This window comes from Streptomyces sp. NPDC037410 (assembly GCF_055602235.1).
The window spans coordinates 14710-36505 of record NZ_JBVJWR010000008.1; the positions used below are offsets into that span (position 1 = coordinate 14710).

Consider the following 21796-nt stretch of genomic DNA (forward strand, 5'->3'; position numbering starts at 1 on the left):
GGGGTCGTGCCCGATTCGTACAATCTCTGCATGACGCAGAAGAGTTCCGTCCGGCGCGAGGCGCTCATGACCGAGCTGTACGGGGAGGCCCGGCGCTACATGGCCGCCTACGCCCTGTTCAACCAGGCCGTCGCCGACCACCTGGGGCTCCACCCGACCGACGTGCAGTGCCTGAACCTCCTCAGCCTGGAGGAAGGGCCCGTGACCACCGGACGGGTCGCCGAACTGACCGGGCTCACCACCGGCTCCGCGACCCGCCTCGTCGACCGCCTCGAACGCGCCGGCTACGTGACCCGCGAGCGCGACACCGAGGACCGGCGCCGGGTCCTGGTGGCCCTCGTCCCCGAGAGGATGGCGGAGCTCGGCGAGCTCTGGCGCAAGCTCAACAGCACCTGGGGCACGATGTTCGACGTCTACAGCGACGCCGAGGTCGCGCTGCTCATCGCCCACATGCGGCGCACCGTCGAGGTCAGTACCGCGCAGGTCGAGCGGCTGCGCGGGGGCGACCTCGGCTGACGCGGGGCCTCTGACTCAGGGCCTCTTCGCCGGGCCTCCGACTCGGGCCTCTCAGTGGGTTGCCGCTCCGCCGAACTCTCGTACCGCGTCCGAGACGATCGCCTCCAGGCGGGCGTGGTGCGCTCCGCGCCAGTAGACCCGGCCGCACTCCCCGCACTGGGCGAACACGTCGTACGTCTTCTCCGTGCCCTGCTCCAGACGCTCCCGCACCGAGTCCTTGTCGGCGTCGGTCAGCTCCCCGTTGCACGCCGTGCAGCGCGTCCACGGCGCGAGTCGCGGCGCGAACCTCTCCAGTACGTCGCGGAGCTGGTCGTCCGGGCGGTCGCTGTAGACGTAGGCACCCGCCCACAGTTCCCTGCGGCGCAGCAGACCGCGGTCCCGCGACAGCATCACGCGCCGCTCGCTCGCGGAGAGCGCGGCGAGGGCGGGGTCGCCGATGTCCTCGCTCTCGTACGCCGCGTCCACGCCGAGCAGGCGCAGTCGGCGGGCCAGCGTGCCGAGGTGCACGTCCAGGAGGAAGCGGAGCGGCGCGCCGGGCGGTGCCTGCTGGGGGCGGACCACGTCCTCCACCTCGACGGTCTCGCCCGCGCCGGGCACGTGCGAGGCGTCCACCGGGTGTCCGTCGACCAGCAGGCGTCCCGCCTCCGTGAGCGGCACGCCCAGCGACTCCACCACGTGACCGAGCGACGAGGTGCCGTCGGTGGTCAGCGGGGTGCGGCCGGTGCGGCGGTCCGCCGGGACGAAGAGGTGGAGGGCGGGGGCGAAGCTGATCTGGATCTCGGGTCCGTTCACCGGGTCAGGATGGCATTGCGGGCTGGTGGGGGGCCAGGGGATTCGGCCCGGGCGGGCGCTGCGCACAACGGGGACTCACGGGCGGAAGGCTTCTGCGTGGTCCTGGGTCCAGGTCGTGAACGTGCGGGGTGGGTGGCCCGTCAGGGTTTCCAGTGTTCTCGTCAGGGGGGTCGGGTGGCCGTTGTGGGAGGACCAGTAGGCGAGGAGGGCGTTCGCGAAGGGTTCCGGGAGGAAGGGGGATACCGAGGCCTTCCACTCCTCCGGGGTGACCGTTCTGTACGGCGCCGGGCGGCCCGTCGTCTTCGCCAGGATCGCCAGCTGTTCCGTGAAGTCCAGCGACTCGGGGCCCGTCAGGTGGTGTGCCGAGCCTCGTAGCCGGGGTTCGGTGAGGACCGCGAAGGCGGCCTCGGCGACATCGCGCTCGTGGATCGGGTCGGTGTGGGCGTGCGGGTACGGCAGTGCCGGTCCGTGGCCGTCCTTGAGTGCCCCCGCCCACTGCAGGGCGTTCGTGGCGAAGGCGCCGGGGCGGAGGAGGGTGGTCTCGAAGGCGCCCGCATCGGCGGCGGCCGACAGGGCTTGCTCGGCCGCCAGGTGGGACGACGCGATCGGGTTCTCGGCCGCGTCCGGGGCGAGGACCGAGCTGGAGGAGAGCAGGGCGACGTGCTCCACGCCGGCGGCGCGGGCCCGGTCCGCGAACGTGTCGGCGTGCGCCGCCTCCGCGTACAGGAAGACCGAGTCCACGCCTTTCAGGGCCGTGTCGAAGGTGGCCGGATCGGCGAGGTCGCACCGCACGGTGTCGACGTTCGGGGGTGGGGAGAGGTCCGCCGGATTCTTGGATCCGGCCCTGGTCTCGATGCCCGCCGCGTCGAGCAGGGCGAGCAGGGTGGCGGCGACCCGGCCGCGGCTTCCGGTGACGAGGACGGTCATGTGGGGCTCCTTGGGACGGCTGTAGCTGCGTTGCACATTCTCTGTGCCGTGCAGATGAATATCCGCTGTTCCACCTTTGCCGTCAACCCTGAAAAAACCTGGGGTACCGTCCCCGACATGAAGATCATCGACCTCGCCCCGGGCGACCCCCGGCTGGAGAGCGACCTCCTGCCCGTGCTCTCCGAGCTCCGCCCCCACCTCACCCCGGAGCTCTTCCGCGAGGTCTACGAGGCCGGGCACCCCCAGGGCCTGCGGTTCAGTGGCGCCTACACGGACGGCGGCCGCTGCGTCGGTGCGGCCGGCTGGCGGATCATCCACAACACCAGCTCCCTGCGCACCCTCTACGTCGACGACCTCGTCACCGCCGCCGCCGACCGCTCCACCGGCGTCGGCCACGCGCTCATCGCCCACCTGGAGGACCGCGCCCGCGCGGCCGGCTGCCACGAACTCAACCTGGACTCAGGCACGCAGCGCACCGGCGCCCACCGCTTCTACCTGCGCGAGCGCTTCGACATCGTCGCCTTCCACTTCAGCCGCCCGCTCACCACGCCGGACGCCGGCTAGCCCAGGTCGAACGGCCGGACGCCAGGTCAGGGCACTGACACCGCGCGCGCGTACGTGGTGGGCGGCACCCCGATCGTCGCCGTGAAGTCCCGTGCGAGATGGGCCTGGTCGCTGTAGCCCAGCTCCGCGGCGAGGCCCGCCCAGTCGGGGACCCCCGCCGTCTCCGCGCGCTCCAGGGCCTCGTGGAACCGGTAGCGCAGGATCACCCACTTCGGGCCGACCCCGACATGGCCGGCGAACAGGCGCTGGAGCGAGCGCGCCGACAGACCGCTCGCGGCGGCCAGCCGGGACGCCTTGCGGACCGTCCGGTCCGAACGGATCAGGTCCACCAGCTCCATGGCCTCCTCGGCGGCCGGGTCCGGTGCCGGTCCGTGGGCCAGGAGGAACGCGTCGAGCGCCGCCACGCGCGCGTGGTCGTCCTCGGGAGACAGTACGGAGGTCAGGGAGCGTGCGTCGTCGCCCGCGCCCTCGTCCGGGAACGCGTCTCCCAGCGGCACCCGCCGGCCCGTCCACTCCGACACCGGCCACGCGGGCGCGAACGGCCGGAAGCCGCCCGGCCGGAACTGCACCCCGCAGACCCGGCCCGTCCCCGTCAGCCGCTGCGTGAACAGGCCGAGCCCCACCCCCGACACCTCGGCCCAGGCCGTCGCGTCCTCCGCCGGGGCGCCCGGCGGCCCGTACCGCTGGAAGACGACGTTCACCGACGGGTGCGGGACGAGATGGCTCGCGTACGGTTCCGGCAGCTCCCAGTCCATCAGCCAGTAGTGCTCCAGGTACGGCCGCAGTTCCGGCGCCGGGACGTGCCGGCGGAATCGGACCCGGGAGAGCAGCTCGGCGGGGTCGACGATGCCGCGGGTGTCCCGCCGGGGACGGGGAGCGGAGGCGGAGGCGGACATGGTCCGCATGCTAGGGGGTGCCCCGGCGCGGGAAGGGCGACGTCAGTGCAGGCGGCCCGCCGGGCCCAGGGTGAGCCGGGAGACGACCTGGCCGAAGGCGTGCTCCTCCTCGGGTGTCAGGGGCACCGATTCCTGCGGGTGCCAGATCCGCTCCAGCGGGGTGACCTGCGGGCCGCGGCGGGCGCGGGCCCTGGCGCGCAGGTTCAGAGTCAGCCATGCCACCGTCGAGACGGCGAGCAGGCCGAAGAGCGTGATCACGCGGGGGTCCGAGAACGGGCCGGGCAACGACATGGCTCACTCCAGGTTCCTACTGCTTCCTCCCGACCCGTTCAGTTAACACCCCTTGGGGCGGTTTCGGCAGGGGTGGCCGGGGAAGCAGGCCCTCTTGTGCGGTCCGGGGAAGCGCTCCAAGGTGACGGACGAGGGAGATTCCGGCCGGGGAGGGAGCAGCCGCATGTCCGGAACAGAGGCATGGGGATTCACGGACGACAGGGGTACGGAGCTGGGGGCGGCCCGCGTGCCGCTGCGCGTCGTCGCGTACGTGCGGGCCGGGGCGGCGCTGCTGGACCTGGGCGTGGCGCCGGTCGCCGTGTACGGCTCGGGGCACGACGGCGCGGCGCTCGATCCGGCCAAGGCGGGAGGGCTCGGGGCGGCCGGGGTGCCGTACCTCGGGCCCGGCCGGGTCCTGTACGAGGGGGTGCTGCGCGCGCTGCGTCCGGACGTGATCGTCGACGTGACCTATGACGGCAAGAGTCCGTACGCGCTCGACGAGTCCGTCGCCGAGCGGCTCGGGGTCCCGCTCGCCGCGCTCTCCGTCGGCAACGAGCTCGCCCTGCCGGCGATCCTCGACCGCTTCGCCGCGCTGGCCACGAGCCTCGGCGTCGTCACCCCCGGTGCCGCCTCCGGCGCCGCGCCGGCTTCCGACGCGGAGCACCTCGCCTCCGCCGAGGCCGCCCTTCGGGGGCTCGCCGCCCGGTCCCGGCTTTCCGTGCTCGCGCTCTCCGGGGCCGGGTCCGAGCAGGTGCATCTCGCGCGGCCGCAGGCCTGGCCCGAGCTGGCGCATCTCGCCGGGCTCGGCGTGCGGCTGCTCGACCCCGGCCCGGGGCCCGGTGCCAACTGGCTCACCGGCGACTGGGACCGGGTCGCCGCGCTCCGTCCCGGGCTTGTCCTCTTCGACGAGCGGGAGCACGCGACCCCGCCGTACGCGCTCCCTTCCGGGGTCCGCCTCACCCCCTGGAACCCCGAGACCCCGCCCAGCCCCGCCGCGTACGCCCGCTTCTTCCGCGTCCTCGCGGAAGCGCTGGCGGGGTAGGCCCTAGGCCAGGCTGGTGCGGAGGGAGTCGGCGAACTCCTCCGCGCGGGCCAGCTGGGCCCGCAGTTCGGCGACGCGTTCCGCCGCTGCCGTCTCGTAGCGGCGGACGCGGGCCACCAGGGCCGCCCGCTCGTCCGGTTCGAGTTCGCCGCCGGACAGCCGGTCCACGGCCGTGAGCAGTTCGCGGGTCTCGTCGAGGGTGAAGCCGAGCGGCTTCATCCGGCGGACCACCATCAGCCGGGACACGTCCGCGTCCGTGTAGAGGGGGAAGCCGCCCGGCGAGGCCGCCGAGGGGACGACCAGGCCGCTGTCCTCGTACTGCCGGATGGTCCGCAGCGACAGTTCGGTCCGTGCGGCGACCTCGGCGATCTGCAGGGGCCGGCCGGTCATGCGTACTGCGCTCACGCGTCTGGTCCTTCCTCGTACGGGGATCCCCCCGGGCGTGCGGGCTCCCCTCAGGGCGCGGCTTCCGCGCATTACATACCATTCGTCCTAACTTCATCACTTATGAGAGCTGGAAGTGCGGCGAAACGCCTGCTCGTAGGTCGTCCGTTGGACACCGGGCGGCTCGGGGAGACCCTGCTGCCCAAGCGGATCGCCCTCCCCGTCTTCTGCAGCGACCCGCTCTCCTCCGTCGCCTACGCCACCGAGGAGATCCTGCTCGTCCTCGGCCTCGGCGGTCTCGCCGTGCTCCATCTGGCCTGGTACGCGGCGGCCGGCATCGTCGTCCTGCTCGTGGTCGTCGTCGCCTCCTACCGGCAGACCTGCTACGCCTACCCGGGCGGCGGCGGGGCCTATGTCGTCTCCGCCGAGAACCTCGGCCGCAGGGCGGCGCTCACCGCCGCGTCCGCGCTGCTCATCGACTACGTGATGACCGTCGCCGTCTCCGTCGTCTCCGGGGTCGCCGCGATCACCTCCGCGGTCCCCTCGCTCGACGGGCACGCGGTGTCGATGTCGGTGTTCTTCGTCGTGGTCGTCGCGTGGATGAACCTGCGCGGGGTACGCGAGTCGGGGCGCTGGTTCGCCGTCCCCACGTACTCCTTCATCGCCGTGATCTACCTGATGTTCGCCGTGGCCGCCGTGCGGATGGCGACGGGCGCGGCGATCCGCGCCGAGTCCGCCGATCTGCCCGTGGAACGGGTCTCCACCTACTCGGGCATCGCGCTCGTGCTGCTCGCCCTGCGCGCCTTCGCCTCCGGCTGCACCGCGCTGACCGGTGTCGAGGCCGTCAGCAACGGCGTCCCGGCGTTCGCGAAGCCCAAGAGCCGCAATGCGGCGATGACGCTCGCGATCATGGGCGCGCTCTCGGCGACCATGTTCTTCGGGATCACCGTGCTCGCCATGGTCTACGAGGTCCACGTCGCGGAGGACCCCACCGAGCTCGGGCTCGCCCCCGGCACCCCGATGTCCACCGCGCTCGCCCAGATCGGCCGGGCCACCTTCGGCGACTGGCACGTCCTCTTCTACGCGCTCCAGGCCGTCACCGCGGGCGTCCTGATCCTGGCGGCCAACACCGCCTTCAACGGCTTCCCGATGCTCGCCTCCGTCCTCGGCCGGGACCGCTACGCGCCCCGGCAGCTCGTCCACCGCGGCGACCGGCTCGTCTACTCCAACGGCATCGTCCTCCTCGCGCTCGCCGCGATCGCCCTCATCGTGGCCTTCGACGCGCAGCTGACCCGCCTCATCCAGCTGTACATCATCGGCGTCTTCGTCTCCTTCACCCTTTCCCAGGCCGGCATGGTCAAGCACTGGAGGCGAGAACTCGCCACGCCCGTCCCGGGCACCCCCGTCGACCGTCGCCGCATCCACCGCCGGCTCGCGATCAACGCCTTCGGCGCCTGCCTGACGGCGGTCGTCCTCGTCATCGTCCTGATCACCAAGTTCACCCATGGCGCCTGGCTGGTCGTCATCGCGATGCCGCTGCTCTACGCCGGGATGAAGGCCGTGCGGCGGCACTACGACACGGTCGCCGCCGAGGTCGCCGTCGCACCCGGGGACCGGCCCCACACCCTCGCCGAGAACCACATCCTCGTCCTCGTGGCCTCCGTCAACGCCCCGAGCCTCCGCGCGCTGTCGTACGCCAGGACCCTGCGCCCCGACTCGCTCACCGCCGTCACCGTCGCCGAGGACCCGGCGGAGGCGGAGGTGCTCCGCGCGACCTGGGAGGCGCACGGCATCGACGTACCGCTGAGGGTGCTCAGCTCCCCGTACCGCTCGATCGTCCAGCCCGTCCTGCGGCACGTCCGGGACGCGCCCGAGCGGACGGGGGAGTCGGTGGTCTCGGTGGTCATCCCCGAGTACGTGGTGGGGCACTGGTGGGAGCGGCCGCTGCACAACCAGATCGCGCTGCGCCTCAAGGCCCATCTGCTGTTCATGCAGGACGTCGTGGTCATCGACGTGCCCTACCGGCTCGCCTCCGCCCGCGAGCTGGCCGCCGAACGCGCCGGGGCGGCCGCACGCTAGAGCACCAGAGCACCAGAGCACGCGGGACGGCCTCACGCCGGCGCGGGCGAAAACGGGCCGACGCTTGCCGGTCCTACGGCCAGACCAGGCAGTACGGCTGGTGGCCCGCCTCGTGGAGGCGGACCGAGAAGTCCTGCCATTCGTGGAGGAGCTGGTAGACGTCGAAGGCGTCGCGCGGGCCGCCGCGGTCCGGGACCGTCGACCAGATGAAGGCGGCGGCGCCGACCGACTCCTCGCCGATCCCGCGCAGCGGGTCGACGACGGTCATCGGCAGCTTCACGACCGCGTAGTCGGGGTGCAGCACGACCAGCTCAAGGGGCGGCACCTTGTGCAGGGGCATGCCCTGGATGCCGGTGAGGACCATGGCCGCTATCGTCTCGGGCTTGATCTTGGTGAACATGCCGCCCATGCCGAGCTCGTCCCCGCCGAGCTCCTCGGGACGCATCGAGATCGGGACCTGGGCCGCCGTCGCGCTGTTGGGCGCGCCGAAGTACTTGTACGTCACCCCCAAGCTCCGGCCCCCGGTCGTCGGGGCCGATTCCGCAACGGGCTCCGGGTTCGGCCGGTGCTCCGATGCGGTCGGCTCCTCGGTTCGCCTGCGCCGGTGCCTCCCCCGCCGGGCAGACTCCGGACCCAGGTCGTCCGTCCCCTCGCCCGGTCCGCCACCGCGATGCATATCTCCACCCGACTGCTTCTTCTCGGCAACACGACCCCGCCGCGCAACCCGATCATCGTGACAGTGACCTCCCCCGCGTTCGTACGGTGAAACACCTGTCCGCAAGAACGCCGTGGCCTCTGACACCATGGATTCCGTGAGTCATCCCTATGACGCCCCAGTTTCGCAGACGCGGACGGGGAGCGCCTCGGCGTAACAGACAGGATGCTCACCGCCGTCCCTCCGTTCCCGATGTCGTGCCCGAAGTCGTTCTCGCAGGTCAGGATCACAGTGCCGTATTCATACGAAGCCCCAGTCTCACAGACGCTTTTCGACCGCGCTTCCCTCGTGACGCCCGGCGGCGTGAACTCACCGGTGCGTGCCTTCCGGGCCGTGGGCGGAACGCCCCGGTTCATGGTGTCCGGTACCGGTCCGTACCTCACCGACGCGGACGGTCGTGAGTACGTCGACCTCGTCTGCTCGTGGGGGCCGATGATTCTCGGCCACGCGCACCCCGAGGTGACCGCCGCCGTGCAGGCCGCGGTGGCCCGCGGCACCTCCTTCGGGACGCCCGGCGAGGGCGAGGTCGCGCTCGGCGAGGAGATCGTCGCGCGGATCGAGCCGGTCGAGCAGGTGCGCCTCGTCTCCTCCGGTACGGAGGCCACGATGTCCGCGATCCGGCTCGCCCGCGGGTTCACCGGGCGCGCCAAGATCGTCAAGTTCGCGGGCTGCTACCACGGCCACGTGGACGCGCTGCTCGCCGCGGCCGGTTCCGGTCTGGCCACCTTCGCCCTGCCCGACACGCCCGGCGTGACCGGCGCCCAGGCCGGCGACACGATCGTGCTGCCGTACAACGACCTGGAGGCCGTGCGGGAGGCGTTCGCCGCGCACCCGGGCGAGATCGCCTGTGTGATCACCGAGGCCTCGCCGGGCAACATGGGCGTCGTCCCGCCGGTGGCGGGCTTCAACCAGGGCCTCGCGGACCTGTGCCGGGAGAACGGCGCGCTGTACATCTCCGACGAGGTGATGACCGGTTTCCGTACGAGCCGGGCCGGCTGGTACGGCGTCGACGGCGTGAAGCCCGACCTGATGACCTTCGGCAAGGTCATGGGCGGCGGCTTCCCGGCCGCGGCGTTCGGCGGCCGCGCCGACGTCATGGGGCACCTCGCCCCGGCCGGCCCGGTCTACCAGGCGGGCACCCTGTCCGGTAACCCGGTCGCGACCGCCGCCGGGCTCGCGCAGCTGCGGCTGCTCGACGAGGCGGCGTACGAGAAGGTCGACGCCGTCTCGGCGGAGATCCAGGGCCTGGTCACGGGCGCGCTGGCCAAGGAGGGCGTGGCGCACCGGCTGCAGACCGCGTCCAACATGTTCTCGGTGTTCTTCACCGCCGACGAGGTGCGGAACTACGACGACGCGAAGAAGCAGGAGGCGTTCCGCTTCAACGCCTTCTTCCACTCGATGCTGGCCGACGGCGTGTACCTGCCGCCGTCCGCGTTCGAGTCCTGGTTCGTGTCGACCGCGCACGACGAGCGGGCGATCGAGCGCATCGCCGCCGCGCTCCCGGCCGCGGCCCGCGCCGCCGCGGAGGCGACGGCATGAGCGAGCGGCAGCACTACGGCGACGAGGACATCACCGTCGTCCACCTGATGCGGCACGGCGAGGTCCACAACCCCGACGGCGTGCTGTACGGGCGCCGCGCGGGCTACCACCTGTCCGATCTTGGCCGTCAGATGGCGGACCGGGTCGCCGAGCACCTGGCCGAGCGGGACATCACCCACGTCGTGGCCTCCCCGCTGGAGCGGGCGCAGGAGACGGCGACGCCGATCGCGAAGACGCACGGTCTGGATCTGGCCAGTGACGAGCGGCTCATCGAGGCGGCGAACGTCTTCGAGGGCAAGACCTTCGGCGTCGGCGACGGGGCGCTGAAGAAGCCGGGCAACTGGAAGCACCTCACCAACCCGTTCAAGCCGTCCTGGGGCGAGCCGTACGTCGAGCAGGTCGTGCGCATGATGGGCGCGCTCGACGCGGCGAAGGACGCGGCGCGGGGGCACGAGGCGGTCTGCGTCAGCCACCAGCTGCCGATCTGGATCGTGCGGAGCTTCGTGGAGAAGCGGCGGCTCTGGCACGACCCGCGGCGCCGGCAGTGCACGCTGGCCTCGCTGACCTCGTTCACGTACCGCGGCGACAAGATCGTCTCGGTCGGGTACAGCGAGCCGGCCCGGGACCTGGTCCCGGCGCACCTCCTCGCGGGCGCGAAGCCGGTCAAGGGGAAGTCGAAGGCCTTCGGGGCGTAGCACCTGGCACTCCGGTCCAGCGCACTGGACAGGGGGGTCCCAAGCGCCACAGTTCAGGGCGGTCGGATGATGTTCATGTCATCCGATCGCCCTTAAAATTTGTGTGCGATTTTTCGGAACCTCCGTGTTCCTCCCGGCATCTCACTCATTGTCGGTTTGGATGACGTTCAGGTCATACGTCAGCGTGAATGGGGATGTCATGCGCGGGTTCAGCGGGATCAGTCGAAGGGGGCTGCTCGGGGCGGGCGTTGGGGCCGCTGCTGCGGTGGGTCTCGCCGCATGCAGTACCAACAATCAGGACAAGTCCGGACGTTCCGGACCGGGCAAGGGGGGTGACGTCTCGGCGGACCCGAACACGCCCACCCCGACGAAGGACGCCCGCCTGATCGGCGACGGTTCCACCGCCGACACCGGCAAGCAGCCGCACCAGCCCGACGCCCCCGTCCCGCTCGAACCCGGCCAGACCCCGCCCCAGTTCGTGATCTTCTCCTGGGACGGTGCCGGCGAGGTCGGCAACGGCCTCTTCCCGCGCTTCCTCGAACTCGCCAAGAACAACGACGCGGCGATGACCTTCTTCCTCTCCGGGATCTACCTCCTCCCCGAGTCGAAGAAGCACCTCTACCGCCCGCCGAACAACCGCGTCGGCGCCTCCGACATCGGCTACCTCACCGACGAGCACATCAAGGAGACGCTGAAGAGCGTCCGGCAGGCCTGGCTCGACGGCCACGAGATCGGCACGCACTTCAACGGGCACTTCTGCGGCGGCTCCGGCTCCGTCGGCAACTGGACCCCGGCCCAGTGGCAGAGCGAGATCGACCAGGCCATGAAGTTCGTCACCGAGTGGAAGACGAACAGCGGCTGGACCGACCTCGACCCGCTGCCCTTCGACTACTCCAAGGAGCTCGTCGGCGGCCGCACCCCCTGCCTCCTCGGCCAGGACAACCTGCTGCCCACCGCCAAGCGCCTGGGCTGGCGCTACGACGCCAGCTCGCCCGGCGGCCGCCAGACGTGGCCGACCAAGCGCCAGGGGATCTGGGACCTGCCGCTGCAGGCCGTGCCCTTCCCCGGGCACTCCTTCGAGGTCCTCTCCATGGACTACAACATGCTCGCCAACCAGTCGAAGAACACGACCAAGGGCGTGCCCTCGCGCTATCCCGGCTGGCGCAAGCAGGCTGCCGAGGCGTACCTCTCCGGCTTCACGCGCGCGTACGAGTCGAATCGCGCGCCCTTCTTCATCGGCAACCACTTCGAGCAGTGGAACGGCGGCATCTACATGGACGCCGTCGAAGAGGCGCTCAAGGGAATGGCCGGAAAGAAGGAGGTCCGGCTCGTCTCCTTCAAGCAGTTCGTGGACTGGCTCGACGTCCAGGACCCGAAGATCCTGGAGAAGCTGCGCAGTCTGGAAGTCGGACAGAAGCCCGCCGGTGGCTGGAACGCATTCCTCCGGCCGACCCCTTCGACCCCCACGTCCACCCCGACCGCTTAGGCGATCTTGACAACGGGCGTTACGGGCACGTAGGGGGGTGCCCAAGATCCCCCAAACGCCCATGCGAAACTTTTCACATGAGCCTTAGCCGTGCCCCCCGACGCACCCGGCGCACCCTGACCGCCGTCGGAATGCTGTCCGCCGCCGCCCTCGTGCTCTCGGGCTGCGGCGGCGAGAACAACGGCAAGTCCGGCGGCGGTGGCAACACCAACTTCGTGACCAACACCGGCGGCATCTCCACCGCTGCCAAGGGCGAGCGTGCGTCCACCGGGAAGCTCGCGGGCGAGACCCTCGACGGCAGGCAACTCGACGTCGCCGACCTCAAGGGCAAGGTCGTCGTCCTCAACGCCTGGGGCTCCTGGTGCAGCCCCTGCCGCGCCGAGGCGCCCCACTTCGCGAAGGTCGCCAAGGACCTCAAGGGCAAGGGCGTCGAGTTCGTCGGCCTCAACACCCGGGACCCCAACAAGCAGCCCGCGCTCGCCTTCGAGGAGGACTACGGGATCCCCTACCCGAGCCTCTACGACCCGCAGGGCAGGCTGATCCTCTTCGGCTTCCCCAAGGGCACCCTCAGTCTCCAGGGCATCCCCTCCACCGTCGTCCTCGACAAGGAGGGCAAGATCGCCGCCCGCTCCCTCATGGCGCTCGACGAGAAGAAGCTCCGGTCGATGATCGAGCCTCTCCTCAAGGAGAAGTGAGCCCGTGAACGAGACGGTCACCAGCGGAGCCCTGCTGCTCGCCCTGCCCCTCGCGGTCCTCGGCGGCCTGGTCTCCTTCTTCTCCCCCTGCGTCCTGCCGCTCGTCCCCGGCTACCTGAGCTACGTGACCGGCGTCACCGGCACCGACCTCGCCGAGAGCCGCCGCGGCCGGATGACCGCCGGTGCCGTCCTGTTCGTCCTCGGCTTCACCGCCGTGTTCGTCTCCGGCGGCGCGCTCTTCGGCTACTTCGGGGCGACGCTCCAGGAGTACCGCGAGACGCTCACCACGGTCCTCGGCGTGCTCATGATCCTCATGGGCGTGTTCTTCATGGGCCTGATGCCCTGGTTCACCCAGCGGGAGTTCCGCTTCCACAGGAAGCCCGTCGCCGGACTGATCGGCGCCCCGCTGCTCGGCGCGCTCTTCGGCATCGGCTGGACCCCGTGCATCGGCCCGACGCTCGCCTCGGTCAACGCCCTCGCCCTGGAGCAGGCCAGCGCCGGCCGCGGGGCGATACTCGCCTTCGCGTACTGCCTCGGCCTCGGCGTCCCGTTCGTGCTCGCCGCCATCGCCTTCCGCAAGGCGCTCGGCGCGTTCGGCTGGGTGAAGAAGCACTATGTGTGGGTCCTGCGGATCGGCGGCGGCATGATGATCGTCACCGGTGTCCTGCTCCTGACGGGTGCGTGGGACAGCATGGTGGCCACGATGCAGGGCTGGTCCAGCGGTTTCACGGTGGGGATCTGAGTTCCATGAGCAAGACCGATACGAGCGAGACCGGGCGTACCGCCGAGGAAGAGGCGGGGGCCCAGCTGTCGACCGCCCCCCAGGAAGACACCGCCGTCGGCGGCCCCACCCTCGGGGTCATCGGCTGGATCCGCTGGTTCTGGCGGCAGCTGACCTCCATGCGGGTCGCGCTGATCCTGCTCTTCATGCTTTCCCTGGGCGCCGTCCCCGGCTCCCTCATCCCGCAGAACAGCGCGGACGAGCTGAAGGTGCAGACCTTCAAGGCCGCCCACGAGACCCTCACCCCGCTGTACGAGAAGCTCCAGTTCTTCGACGTCTACAGCTCCGTGTGGTTCTCCGCGATCTACATCCTGCTGTTCGTCTCCCTCATCGGCTGCATCGTGCCGCGCACCTGGCAGTTCGTCGGCCAGCTCCGCAGCCGCCCGCCGGGCGCCCCCCGGCGCCTCGACCGGCTCCCCGCGTACACCACCTGGCGCACCGAGGCCGAGCCCGAGCAGGTCCACGAGGCCGCGCTCGCCGTCCTCAAGGGGCGCCGCTTCCGCGCCCACACCGCGGGGAACGCGGTCGCCGCGGAGAAGGGCTATCTGCGCGAGGCCGGGAACCTGGTCTTCCACGTCGCCCTGATCGTCATCCTGGTGGCCTTCGCCGTCGGCCAGCTCTTCAAGTCCGAGGGCGGCAAGCTGATCGTCGAGGGCGACGGCTTCTCCAACACGCTCACCCAGTACGACGACTTCAAGTCCGGCTCCCAGTTCGGAACCGACGACCTGGAGCCGTTCAGCTTCACCCTGAACTCCTTCACCGGCACGTACGAGAAGAACGGCCCCCAGCGCGGCACCCCGCGCACCTTCGAGGCGGACGTCACCTACTCGCAGGGCGGCGCGGGCAAGAAGGCCGTCATCCGGGTCAACGAGCCGCTGCTCGTGGGCGACTCCAAGGTCTATCTGATCGCCCACGGGTACGCGCCCGTCGTCACCGTCAAGGACGGCCGCGGCAAGACCGTCTTCCACGGCGCGGTGCCGCTGCTGCCCATCGACAACAACATCACGTCCACCGGCGCCATCAAGGTCATGGACGGCTACCGCGACAAGAACGGCAAGAAGGAGCAGCTGGGCTTCCAGGCCTTCTTCGTGCCGACCTTCGCGGGAGCCGGCAAGGGCACGATGTTCTCGCAGTTCCCCGCGCTCGGCTTCCCCGTCATGGCGCTCACCGGCTTCCACGGCGACCTGCGCGTGAACTCCGGCCTGCCGCAGAACGTGTACCAGCTCAACACCACCAAGATGAAGCAGTTCGCCGTCACGGGCGGCACCGGCAAGGCCAACCGCCTCCTGCCCGGCGAGACCATGACGCTGCCCGACGGCGCCGGCTCGATCACCTTCGAGAAGGACGTCAAGGAATGGGCGAGCTTCCAGATCTCGCAGCAGCCCGGCAACGGCCTCGCCCTCACGGGCGCGATCGCCGCGATCGCCGGCCTGACCGGTTCGCTGTTCATCCAGCGGCGCCGCGTCTGGGTCCGGGCCGTGCGCGGTGAGGACGGCGTGACCGTCGTCGAGATGGCCGGCCTCGGCCGCAGCGAGTCCGCCAAGCTGCCCGAGGAGCTGGGCGACCTCGCGGTCGCGCTCACCGCGGACGCGCCCCCCGCACCGGAACCCGCGGAAGAACCCGCAGAAGACCCTGCCCCTTCTGGAGAGGCCGACAAGTGATCCTCGCCGCCACCGCGACCAACGAGAGCCTGGCGCAGCTGAGCGACCTGCTCATCTACTCCTCGATGGCCGTCTACACCCTGGCCTTCTTCGCCCACATCGCCGAGTGGGTGTTCGGCAGCCGCAGCAAGGTCGGCCGCACCGCCGCCGCGCTCACCTCCGCTCCTAAGGCCGCCGCCGCCGTGACCGTCCAGGTCAAGCGGGCCGGAGGCACCGCCGTCCTCGACAAGCCGAAGGTCGTCACGCGCTCCGCGGCCGGCACCCGTGACGTGCCGGACGGTCCCGGCGCGGCCGGCGGCACGGTCAAGGGCGACCTGTACGGCCGCATCGCCATCTCGCTGACCGTCCTCGCGTTCGCCATCGAGGCGGCGGGCGTGGTCAGCCGGGCGCTCTCCGTGCAGCGGGCCCCCTGGGGCAACATGTACGAGTTCTCCACCACCTTCTCCACGGTGGCGGTCGGCGCGTACCTCGGCTTCCTCGTCGCCAAGAAGAACATCCGCTGGATCGGTCTGCCGCTGGTCACCACGGTCCTGCTCGACCTGGGCATGGCCACCACCTGGCTGAAGACCCCCAGCGACCAGCTGGTCCCCGCGCTCGACTCGTACTGGCTGTGGATCCACGTCTCCACCGCGATCTTCTGCGGCGCCGTCTTCTACATCGGTGCGGTCGGGACCCTGCTGTACCTCTTCCGCGACTCGTACGAGAACAAGCTCGCGACCGGCGGCAACCCCGGCTCCTTCGCCCGCTCCGTCATGGAGCGGCTGCCCTCCGCGGCCTCGCTGGACAAGTTCTCGTACCGGGTCAACGCGGCCGTCTTCCCGCTCTGGACCTTCACGATCATCGCCGGAGCGATCTGGGCCGGCGACGCGTGGGGCCGCTACTGGGGCTGGGACGCCAAGGAGGTCTGGTCCTTCATCACGTGGGTCGGTTACGCGGCGTACCTGCACGCGCGCGCGACGGCCGGCTGGAAGGGGCGGAAGGCCGCGTACATCGCGCTCATCGCCTTCGGCTGCTTCCTGTTCAACTACTACGGCGTCAACATCTTCGTGAGCAGCAAGCACTCCTACGCCGGCGTCTGAGCTGGCACGGGGACTGTCCCGGGGTGACGCTGGAGGTATGAGCGAGATCCCCCGGGGCAGGAGCGAGACCCACGACGGCGACCGGCATCTGCTGCATTTCGTCGTGGACCTCCCGCAGCCGATGCCGGTGGTCTGGGCGGCCGTCGCCTCGCCCGAAGGCCTGCCGGGCTGGCTCTGCGAGGCGGACCCGCTGGAGCCGCGGCTCGGCGGGCGGGTCACCCTCCGCTGGCTGAACAGCGGCACGGAGGTCTCGGGGCGGGTGACCGCCTGGGACCCGGACGTGGTGGCCGAGTACACGGTCGATCCGGCGACGCACGGACGGATACGGTTCCATCTGGAGCCGGGGTCCCCCGGGGGCGGCGGGTCGACCGTGCTGCGTTTCACGAACGAGGTGCGGGGTTCCGCCGAGTACCGGCTGGACTGTCTTGCCGGGTGGCACGACCACCTTGAGCGGCTCGCGGCCGCGCTGTCCGGTCACCCCACGGACTGGCGGGACTGGTCGCCGGAGCGGTGGCGGCACCTGCGGGAGCTGTACGAGCGCGACGACGCTCCCTGGCCCAAGTGGGAGCCGTAGAGGTCATCCCCGCTTCGGCGGCAGGCACGTCTCCGTCGGGGGGTGGCCCTCCGGCCAGGCCGTCTGGACGAAGCGCTGGGTGCCGTCCTGGGCGAGTTCCACGATCGGGACCGCCTTGTTGTACGGGTTGCCGTAGTTGTCCAGGCAGATCCAGCCGCTCGCGCCCTGGACCCGCAGGGAGCCCTTGACCTGCGGCCACTGCGTACCGACGTCCTCCTTCGACGGGTACGCCACGCCCTCCGGGGTGGCCTGGCGGATGGCGTGGACCGCCGTCGCCATGGCGTCGTACGCGATGATCGCCTGGCCGTCCGCGAGCGGTACCGGCCTGTCCTTCGGGGCCGCCTTCGCGATGTCCGCCACGAAGTCCGCGTACGCCTGCGGGGAGCCGCCCGTGCGGGGGATCTGCCGCCCGGGCGCCGGCTGCCACGCGTCGGGGTGGGCGAGGGCCGCGTACCGCACGGTCACCTTCTTCTTCAGGGCCTTCCGGTCGAGCTTCTTGTCCGCGCCCAGGTACGAGCCCTCGTCGCCGGTCAGGACCGTGAAGGCGCGGTCGACGCAGCCGCGGTCGCCGAGCGCGTTGATGAACTGGCGCAGCTGGGTGTGGCGGCCCGCGAAGAAGACGGTCTCGGTGCGGGTGTCGCAGATGAGGTGCGTGATGTTGACGAAGGTGTTGGCGGTGGTGCCCTCCTGGGTGGAGTCGGGGGCGGAGGTGAACTCCTGAGGTTCGAGGGGCGCCTGCTTGAGGGACGCGGCGAAGGCCGCCTTGAGGGTGTCGACGTAGTGGTCGCCGCTGCGGGTGTCCTGGACGAGGAGGGCCTTCGCGGCGTCGACCCGGCCGAAGTGGGCGAGCGCCCTGGCCTCGTCGCTGTTGGTGGGGGAGACGCGGGCGAGGCCGGGGAAGGGCTTGCGGCCGGGGCCGTTGGCGATGTCGTCGGCGGTGATGGTGGTGCCGACGACGGCGACCTTGGCGCGGGTGAGGGCGGTCACCGCCTCCCGCATCTCGCCGGACGAGGTGGCGATGCCGGAGACGGCGCGCAGCCGGTCGGGGCCGTCGGCCATGGCGACGAGCTGGTCGACGACGGTGCGCCAGTGGGCGTTGCCCTGGCCGGTGTTGGCGAGGACGAGGCGGATGGTGGGCCGCTGCCCGTTGGACTCCTGGTTGGCCCGGCGCTGGTAGGCGTACGCGCCCTGGACCTCGTGCAGGACCTTGACCCGCATGCCGCTGTCGGTGGAGGACAGCGGCAGGAGGACGGCGACGGTGACGTACTCGCCGTCCTTGAGGGAGGCGTTCTCGGCGCGGATGGTCCCGGCGATGTCCTTGAGGTCGGGCATGCCGAAGTCGTGGCCGGTGCCGTTGACGCCGACGCACTCGTCGCTGGCTTCGGGGCGGGCCACGCCCTCGGCACAGGAACGGTTCTCCGGGGTGGTGAGCCGGGCGAAGCCGTAAGCGCCGAAGCCGAGGACGACGGAGGCGGTGACGGCCGTGGCGACGAACTTCTGGCGGGGGGTGCGGACGCGCCGGCGCAGTCGGGCGGTGAAACGGTCGGGCATGGCGTCAGACTCCGTTCTCACGGCCCGGCGGCAGCGACGGCTCCCGCCAGGCACGGATGTCGCGCGGCCAGTGGCCTGCCGCGTCCCAGAGTGAACCGCTGCCCGTCAGATGGCGGCCGGAGAGCCGGCGCAGTTCGTGCGCGAGCCGGTCGGCGACCTCGTCGTCGGGCAGGGCGAGCGGATCGGTGAGCAGCCACAGGGCGTGCAGCAGCCGCCGTACGGACAGGTGGAGTTCGGTGCTGTCGGGGTCGAGTCCCGCGGGCAGCGCGGCGGTCGGCTCCTGGCCGAGGGCGACCGCCCGGCGCGGGTCGGGGCCCGGCCGGTCGCGCTCGCGGGGGTACGGGGCGGCGGCGATGAACCGGAGCCGGCCGAGCCAGCCGAGGACGTCCTGCCCGGGGAAGGTCTCCCGCAGGTGCGTCACGGCCTCCTCGGTGCGGCCGAGGGCGAGACCGTGGTGGAGGCGGTACGGGCCGGGGCCGGGCCCGTAGTGCCGGTACAGGGTCTCGTGGACGGCGTGCCACGCGGCGTACCGCGGATGGTCGCCGTCCTCGAAGCGCAGACGGTACAGGAGCAGCGCGCGCAGCAGCGGGTCCGCGACGAAGTGGCCGGGGCCCTCGCCCCAGTCCTCGGCGCGCAGCTGGTCGCGGACCCGCAGCGCCACGTCCCCGTCCAGGGACTCGGCCTGGAGCCGGGCGTGCGCCAGCATCCGGGCGGACTCCTCGTCGTGGGTTGCGGCCAGCACGGCGTACGGCCCGGGCCGGCGCACCGGCAGGAGTTCGGCGAGGAGCGTGGGGGCGACGGGCACCGGCCGGGCGTCCTCGCGCAGCTCCACCGCCAGGTCGAGCAGCCGGCCCGGGGTGAGGCCGGCCCGCAGCTGCGCGGGGGCCTGCCCGGCGGCCCGGCCGAGGAGGGCCACGCCGAGGGGGCGGCCGCCGGTCAGCCGGTGGACGGCGCGCGCCAGTTCGGCGGGGACGCGGCCCGCCGGGTCGTGGTGGTCGAAGGCGGACCGGGTCTGGGCGGGGGAGAGCGGGGTCAGTTCGACGGCGAGGATGCCGGAGCCGACGCTCGTCCCGCGCGGGCAGGGCGCCCGGTGTTTGGTCTCCGGCAGTCTGGTGCGGGTGGCCTGCCGCAGGCCCTCGTGCTCGCGGACCCGGGAGGTGGCGAGGACGACGACCTTGTCGCGGCGGCCCTCGGCGGCGCGGGCGCGCAGGACCGGCTCGACGAGCTGTCGGCCGAGCGGCTCGTGCGCGTTGTCGAGGAGGAGGACGGGGCGGCCGATGCGGGCGCCGCGCTGGAGCCCGGTGTAGGCGTGGCGGAGGTCCTCGGTGAGGGCGCCGACGAGGAAGGCCTCGGCCTCGCGGCGGCGCCTGCCGTCGTGCTCGAAGTCGATCGCGAGCTGCTGGAGCCCGGCCTTGCCGCGGCCGCCGGCGTTGCGGTAGCTGCCGTACCAGCTCTCGGAGGAGCGCTGGAGACGGCCGAACACCTCCTCGAGGACGGTCTCCACGGTCGCCTCGGCGAGGAGCCCGGCGAGCGGGGCGGCGGCGTCGGCGAAGGTGGCGGCCAGCTTGGTGAGGACCTTGCCGACCCAGTTGCCGGCGGCCCCCCTGGTCGCGTCGACGGTCGCGAGCAGCGGCCCGAGGCGCTGGAGGTCGCGCCGGGCCCGCTCGTCGTCCTCCTGGGACCAGGCGAGCGAGGCGACCGCGACCAGGCCGAGGGAGAGCCGGGGGAACCGCACGGGCCGGGCGCCGAGCACCTTCGGCGACAGCTGCACGGCCAGCTCCGACAGGGCGCCCGTGACCGGGGTCCAGCCGGGGCCGTGGTCGGCGGGCGGCTCGATGTGGGCGCAGTCGAGGAGGGCGAGCGGGGTGTAGCCCTTGTAGCGGTTGCGGACCTCCTTGAGCAGGGCGGTCTTCCCCATGCCGCGCCCGCCGGTGAAGACCGTCACCGGCGGGTCGTCGCCGTGCTCGTACGCGACGCGCGCGGCCCCGTGCCGGGTGAGCCCGACGAGCCGCGCGACGAGCCCGCCCTCGTCCAGGACCGCCTCGCGGCCGTACAGTTCCCTGTCCACGCCCGTGCCACCCCCGTCACAGTCAACTCAAGGATATCGACGGGGTGTTGGGAAAGGAGCTGCCTTGTCGACTCTGTTGTGGAGGTGTTCTCAGTCTGTGGCGATGGCGTCGAGCTGGGCCCGCAGGTAGCTGTGCGACTCGATGCCGTGGATGGTGGTCCCGGGCGTGCACTCGTAGAAGTACACCAGCGACATCAGCTCCTCGGCGGGCGCGTCGGCGGGCGGCGGCAGCACGCGATGACGTCCGGACCGCCACCGCCCGCCGGTCCAACCGGCCATCAGGTCACCGATGTTGACGGTGAACGCGGCGGGATCGTACGGCGCGTCCTGCCAGCCCCCGGCGTCGGTGAACACCTGGAGCCCGCCCTTGCCCGCCTCCCGGTCGAGCACGGTCACCGTGCCGAAGTCCGTGTGCGGCCCGATCCGGAACTGCCCCGGCTCCGGTACGCCGGTCCGCTCCCGCCCCGGATACCAGTTGACGTTGAAGCCGAACGTGGGGTGCCCGGTGTGCCGGGTGAAGAAGTCCCGCTCCTCGCCGAGCGCGACGCCGAGCAGATCGAGAACCCGATCGGACAGCCTCTTCATCTCCGTCAGGTACGTGTCGAGGAGCGGCTTCAGCTCGGGCACCTCGGCGGGCCAGGTGTTCGGCAGGAACCACTCGGCGTCCACGGCCGGGTCCCCGGTCGGCTCCTCCGCCGCGAAGGACAGCGACTCCTTGAGGTCCGGCGGGGTCGCCGTACCCTCCGCGTACCCGTTGGCCTCCGCCCCCGGCCCGAGCCACCCCCGCCCGCCGACCCGCACGGCGTACGGCTCCTTGACGGCGGCGGGGAGGTGGAAGAAGGTGCGGGCGGTCTCCCGGATGGCGGCCCGCAGCCCCGGATCCACCCCGTGCCCGGTGACCAGCAGGAACCCGGCGTCCCGGAGGGCGCGGTCGACGGCGGGGAGCTGCGGGGCGGGGTCGCGTCGCAGGTCGATGGTGGGAAGGAAGGCTTCACTCATCGCCGATGTCCTCGTTCCAGAGCGCGGGTTGGGCGGCGATGAACTCCCGCATGAGTGCGGTGCATGCGGGATCGTCGAGCACGACGACCTCGACCCCGTGCTCGGCGAGCCAGTCGTGCCCGCCGTGGAAGGTCTCCGCCTCCCCGACGACGACCCGCGAGATCCCGAACTGCCGCACGAGCCCGGAGCAGTACCAGCAGGGCGACAGGGTCGTCACCATCGTCGTCCCCCGGTACGAGCGCTGCCGCCCGGCGTCCCGGAAGGCGGCGGTCTCGGCGTGCATGGAGGGGTCCCCGTCCTGCACGCGCCGGTTGCGCCCGCGCCCGAGCAGCGCCCCGTCGGCCCCGTAGAGGGCGGCCCCGATGGGGATCCCCCCTTCGGCGAGCCCGGCACGGGCTTCGTCGAGGGCGGTACGCAGCCACCGGCGGGCCTGTTCCTGATCCATGGGGGGAGCCTTCCCCGGAGGGCCACCCGGGTCACGCC

At 71.7% G+C, this 21796-nt stretch carries 22 protein-coding genes; 12 read left to right on the forward strand and 10 right to left on the reverse strand.

The genetic code is table 11. The features are described from left to right. Positions 1-30 precede the first annotated feature (30 nt). Positions 31-516 carry a MarR family winged helix-turn-helix transcriptional regulator gene (locus ACZ7HT_RS14970; RefSeq protein WP_471164919.1) on the forward strand — a complete coding sequence of 162 codons (486 nt, stop codon included), beginning with the start codon at positions 31-33 and terminating at the stop codon, positions 514-516. Between the two features lie 51 nt (positions 517-567). Here ACZ7HT_RS14970 and ACZ7HT_RS14975 read toward each other — a convergent pair whose 3' ends face one another. Together ACZ7HT_RS14975 and ACZ7HT_RS14980 are read right to left on the reverse strand one after the other, a co-directional pair. Next, entirely contained in the window at positions 568-1308 is a 741-nt protein-coding gene (locus ACZ7HT_RS14975; RefSeq protein WP_471164921.1) for a Mut7-C RNAse domain-containing protein, read from the reverse strand. Between the two features lie 75 nt (positions 1309-1383). Further along, complete coding sequence (locus tag ACZ7HT_RS14980) at positions 1384-2235, reverse strand: NmrA family NAD(P)-binding protein (RefSeq protein ID WP_471164925.1); 852 nt, start codon at positions 2233-2235, stop codon at positions 1384-1386. Positions 2236-2352: 117 nt separating this feature from the next. Here ACZ7HT_RS14980 and ACZ7HT_RS14985 point away from each other — a divergent pair, with 117 nt between their 5' ends. After that, a complete protein-coding gene (locus ACZ7HT_RS14985; protein ID WP_471164927.1) occupies positions 2353-2799 on the forward strand; it encodes a GNAT family N-acetyltransferase in 447 nt (148 codons plus the stop codon). A 26-nt stretch (positions 2800-2825) separates the two neighbouring features. Here the strand turns inward: ACZ7HT_RS14985 and ACZ7HT_RS14990 are convergent, their stop codons facing one another. Then, entirely contained in the window at positions 2826-3695 is an 870-nt protein-coding gene (locus ACZ7HT_RS14990) for a DUF6597 domain-containing transcriptional factor (protein WP_471164930.1), read from the reverse strand. Positions 3696-3737: 42 nt separating this feature from the next. Then, the gene (locus tag ACZ7HT_RS14995) at positions 3738-3986 is read right to left on the reverse strand and encodes a hypothetical protein (RefSeq protein WP_471164933.1); all 249 of its coding nucleotides are present in this window, start codon (positions 3984-3986) and stop codon (positions 3738-3740) included. A gap of 163 nt (positions 3987-4149) precedes the next feature. On the opposite strand from ACZ7HT_RS14995, the gene ACZ7HT_RS15000 reads away from it, so the two are divergent. Continuing rightward, entirely contained in the window at positions 4150-5007 is an 858-nt protein-coding gene (locus tag ACZ7HT_RS15000; RefSeq protein ID WP_471164936.1) for an ABC transporter substrate-binding protein, read from the forward strand. Positions 5008-5010: 3 nt separating this feature from the next. On the opposite strand, the gene ACZ7HT_RS15005 is transcribed toward ACZ7HT_RS15000, so the two are convergent. After that, entirely contained in the window at positions 5011-5397 is a 387-nt protein-coding gene (locus tag ACZ7HT_RS15005) for a MerR family transcriptional regulator (protein WP_471165698.1), read from the reverse strand. A gap of 117 nt (positions 5398-5514) precedes the next feature. Here ACZ7HT_RS15005 and ACZ7HT_RS15010 point away from each other — a divergent pair, with 117 nt between their 5' ends. After that, a complete protein-coding gene (locus ACZ7HT_RS15010; protein ID WP_471164939.1) occupies positions 5515-7470 on the forward strand; it encodes an APC family permease in 1956 nt (651 codons plus the stop codon). Positions 7471-7543: 73 nt separating this feature from the next. Here ACZ7HT_RS15010 and ACZ7HT_RS15015 read toward each other — a convergent pair whose 3' ends face one another. Continuing rightward, complete coding sequence (locus ACZ7HT_RS15015) at positions 7544-8146, reverse strand: hypothetical protein (RefSeq protein ID WP_471164941.1); 603 nt, start codon at positions 8144-8146, stop codon at positions 7544-7546. A gap of 231 nt (positions 8147-8377) precedes the next feature. On the opposite strand from ACZ7HT_RS15015, the gene hemL reads away from it, so the two are divergent. From hemL to ACZ7HT_RS15055, 8 genes are all read left to right on the forward strand, one after another. Further along, positions 8378-9724, forward strand: coding sequence for a glutamate-1-semialdehyde 2,1-aminomutase (hemL, locus tag ACZ7HT_RS15020; protein ID WP_471165701.1), 1347 nt, complete (start codon positions 8378-8380; stop codon positions 9722-9724). Next, positions 9721-10419, forward strand: coding sequence for a histidine phosphatase family protein (locus ACZ7HT_RS15025; protein ID WP_471164943.1), 699 nt, complete (start codon positions 9721-9723; stop codon positions 10417-10419). Before hemL ends, ACZ7HT_RS15025 begins: the two co-directional genes overlap by 4 nt. A 199-nt stretch (positions 10420-10618) precedes the next feature. Further along, positions 10619-11905, forward strand: a complete 1287-nt coding sequence (locus tag ACZ7HT_RS15030; protein WP_471164945.1) for a polysaccharide deacetylase family protein — start codon at positions 10619-10621, stop codon at positions 11903-11905. A 77-nt stretch (positions 11906-11982) separates the two neighbouring features. Further along, positions 11983-12600: a TlpA family protein disulfide reductase gene (locus tag ACZ7HT_RS15035; RefSeq protein WP_471164947.1), complete on the forward strand. Its 618-nt coding sequence runs from the start codon at positions 11983-11985 to the stop codon at positions 12598-12600. A 4-nt stretch (positions 12601-12604) separates the two neighbouring features. Next, a complete protein-coding gene (locus ACZ7HT_RS15040) occupies positions 12605-13342 on the forward strand; it encodes a cytochrome c biogenesis CcdA family protein (protein ID WP_471164952.1) in 738 nt (245 codons plus the stop codon). Positions 13343-13347: 5 nt separating this feature from the next. Further along, entirely contained in the window at positions 13348-15042 is a 1695-nt protein-coding gene (gene resB, locus ACZ7HT_RS15045) for a cytochrome c biogenesis protein ResB (protein ID WP_471164955.1), read from the forward strand. Further along, positions 15042-16121, forward strand: coding sequence for a c-type cytochrome biogenesis protein CcsB (ccsB, locus tag ACZ7HT_RS15050; RefSeq protein WP_471165703.1), 1080 nt, complete (start codon positions 15042-15044; stop codon positions 16119-16121). Before resB ends, ccsB begins: the two co-directional genes overlap by 1 nt. A 37-nt stretch (positions 16122-16158) precedes the next feature. Continuing rightward, positions 16159-16695: an SRPBCC domain-containing protein gene (locus tag ACZ7HT_RS15055; protein ID WP_471164958.1), complete on the forward strand. Its 537-nt coding sequence runs from the start codon at positions 16159-16161 to the stop codon at positions 16693-16695. Between the two features lie 3 nt (positions 16696-16698). Here the strand turns inward: ACZ7HT_RS15055 and ACZ7HT_RS15060 are convergent, their stop codons facing one another. The 4 genes from ACZ7HT_RS15060 to ACZ7HT_RS15075 all read right to left on the reverse strand — a co-directional run bounded on the left by ACZ7HT_RS15060 (position 16699) and on the right by ACZ7HT_RS15075 (position 21758). Then, a complete protein-coding gene (locus ACZ7HT_RS15060; protein WP_471164961.1) occupies positions 16699-18246 on the reverse strand; it encodes an ABC transporter substrate-binding protein in 1548 nt (515 codons plus the stop codon). A 4-nt stretch (positions 18247-18250) separates the two neighbouring features. Then, positions 18251-20314 carry a hypothetical protein gene (locus ACZ7HT_RS15065; RefSeq protein WP_471164964.1) on the reverse strand — a complete coding sequence of 688 codons (2064 nt, stop codon included), beginning with the start codon at positions 20312-20314 and terminating at the stop codon, positions 18251-18253. Between the two features lie 90 nt (positions 20315-20404). Further along, on the reverse strand, positions 20405-21313 hold the full coding sequence (locus tag ACZ7HT_RS15070; RefSeq protein ID WP_471164966.1) for an isopenicillin N synthase family dioxygenase: 909 nt from the start codon (positions 21311-21313) through the stop codon (positions 20405-20407). Next, the gene (locus ACZ7HT_RS15075) at positions 21306-21758 is read right to left on the reverse strand and encodes a nucleoside deaminase (protein WP_471164969.1); all 453 of its coding nucleotides are present in this window, start codon (positions 21756-21758) and stop codon (positions 21306-21308) included. The genes ACZ7HT_RS15070 and ACZ7HT_RS15075 overlap by 8 nt, the downstream gene beginning before the upstream one ends. Between the last annotated feature and the right edge of the window lie 38 nt (positions 21759-21796).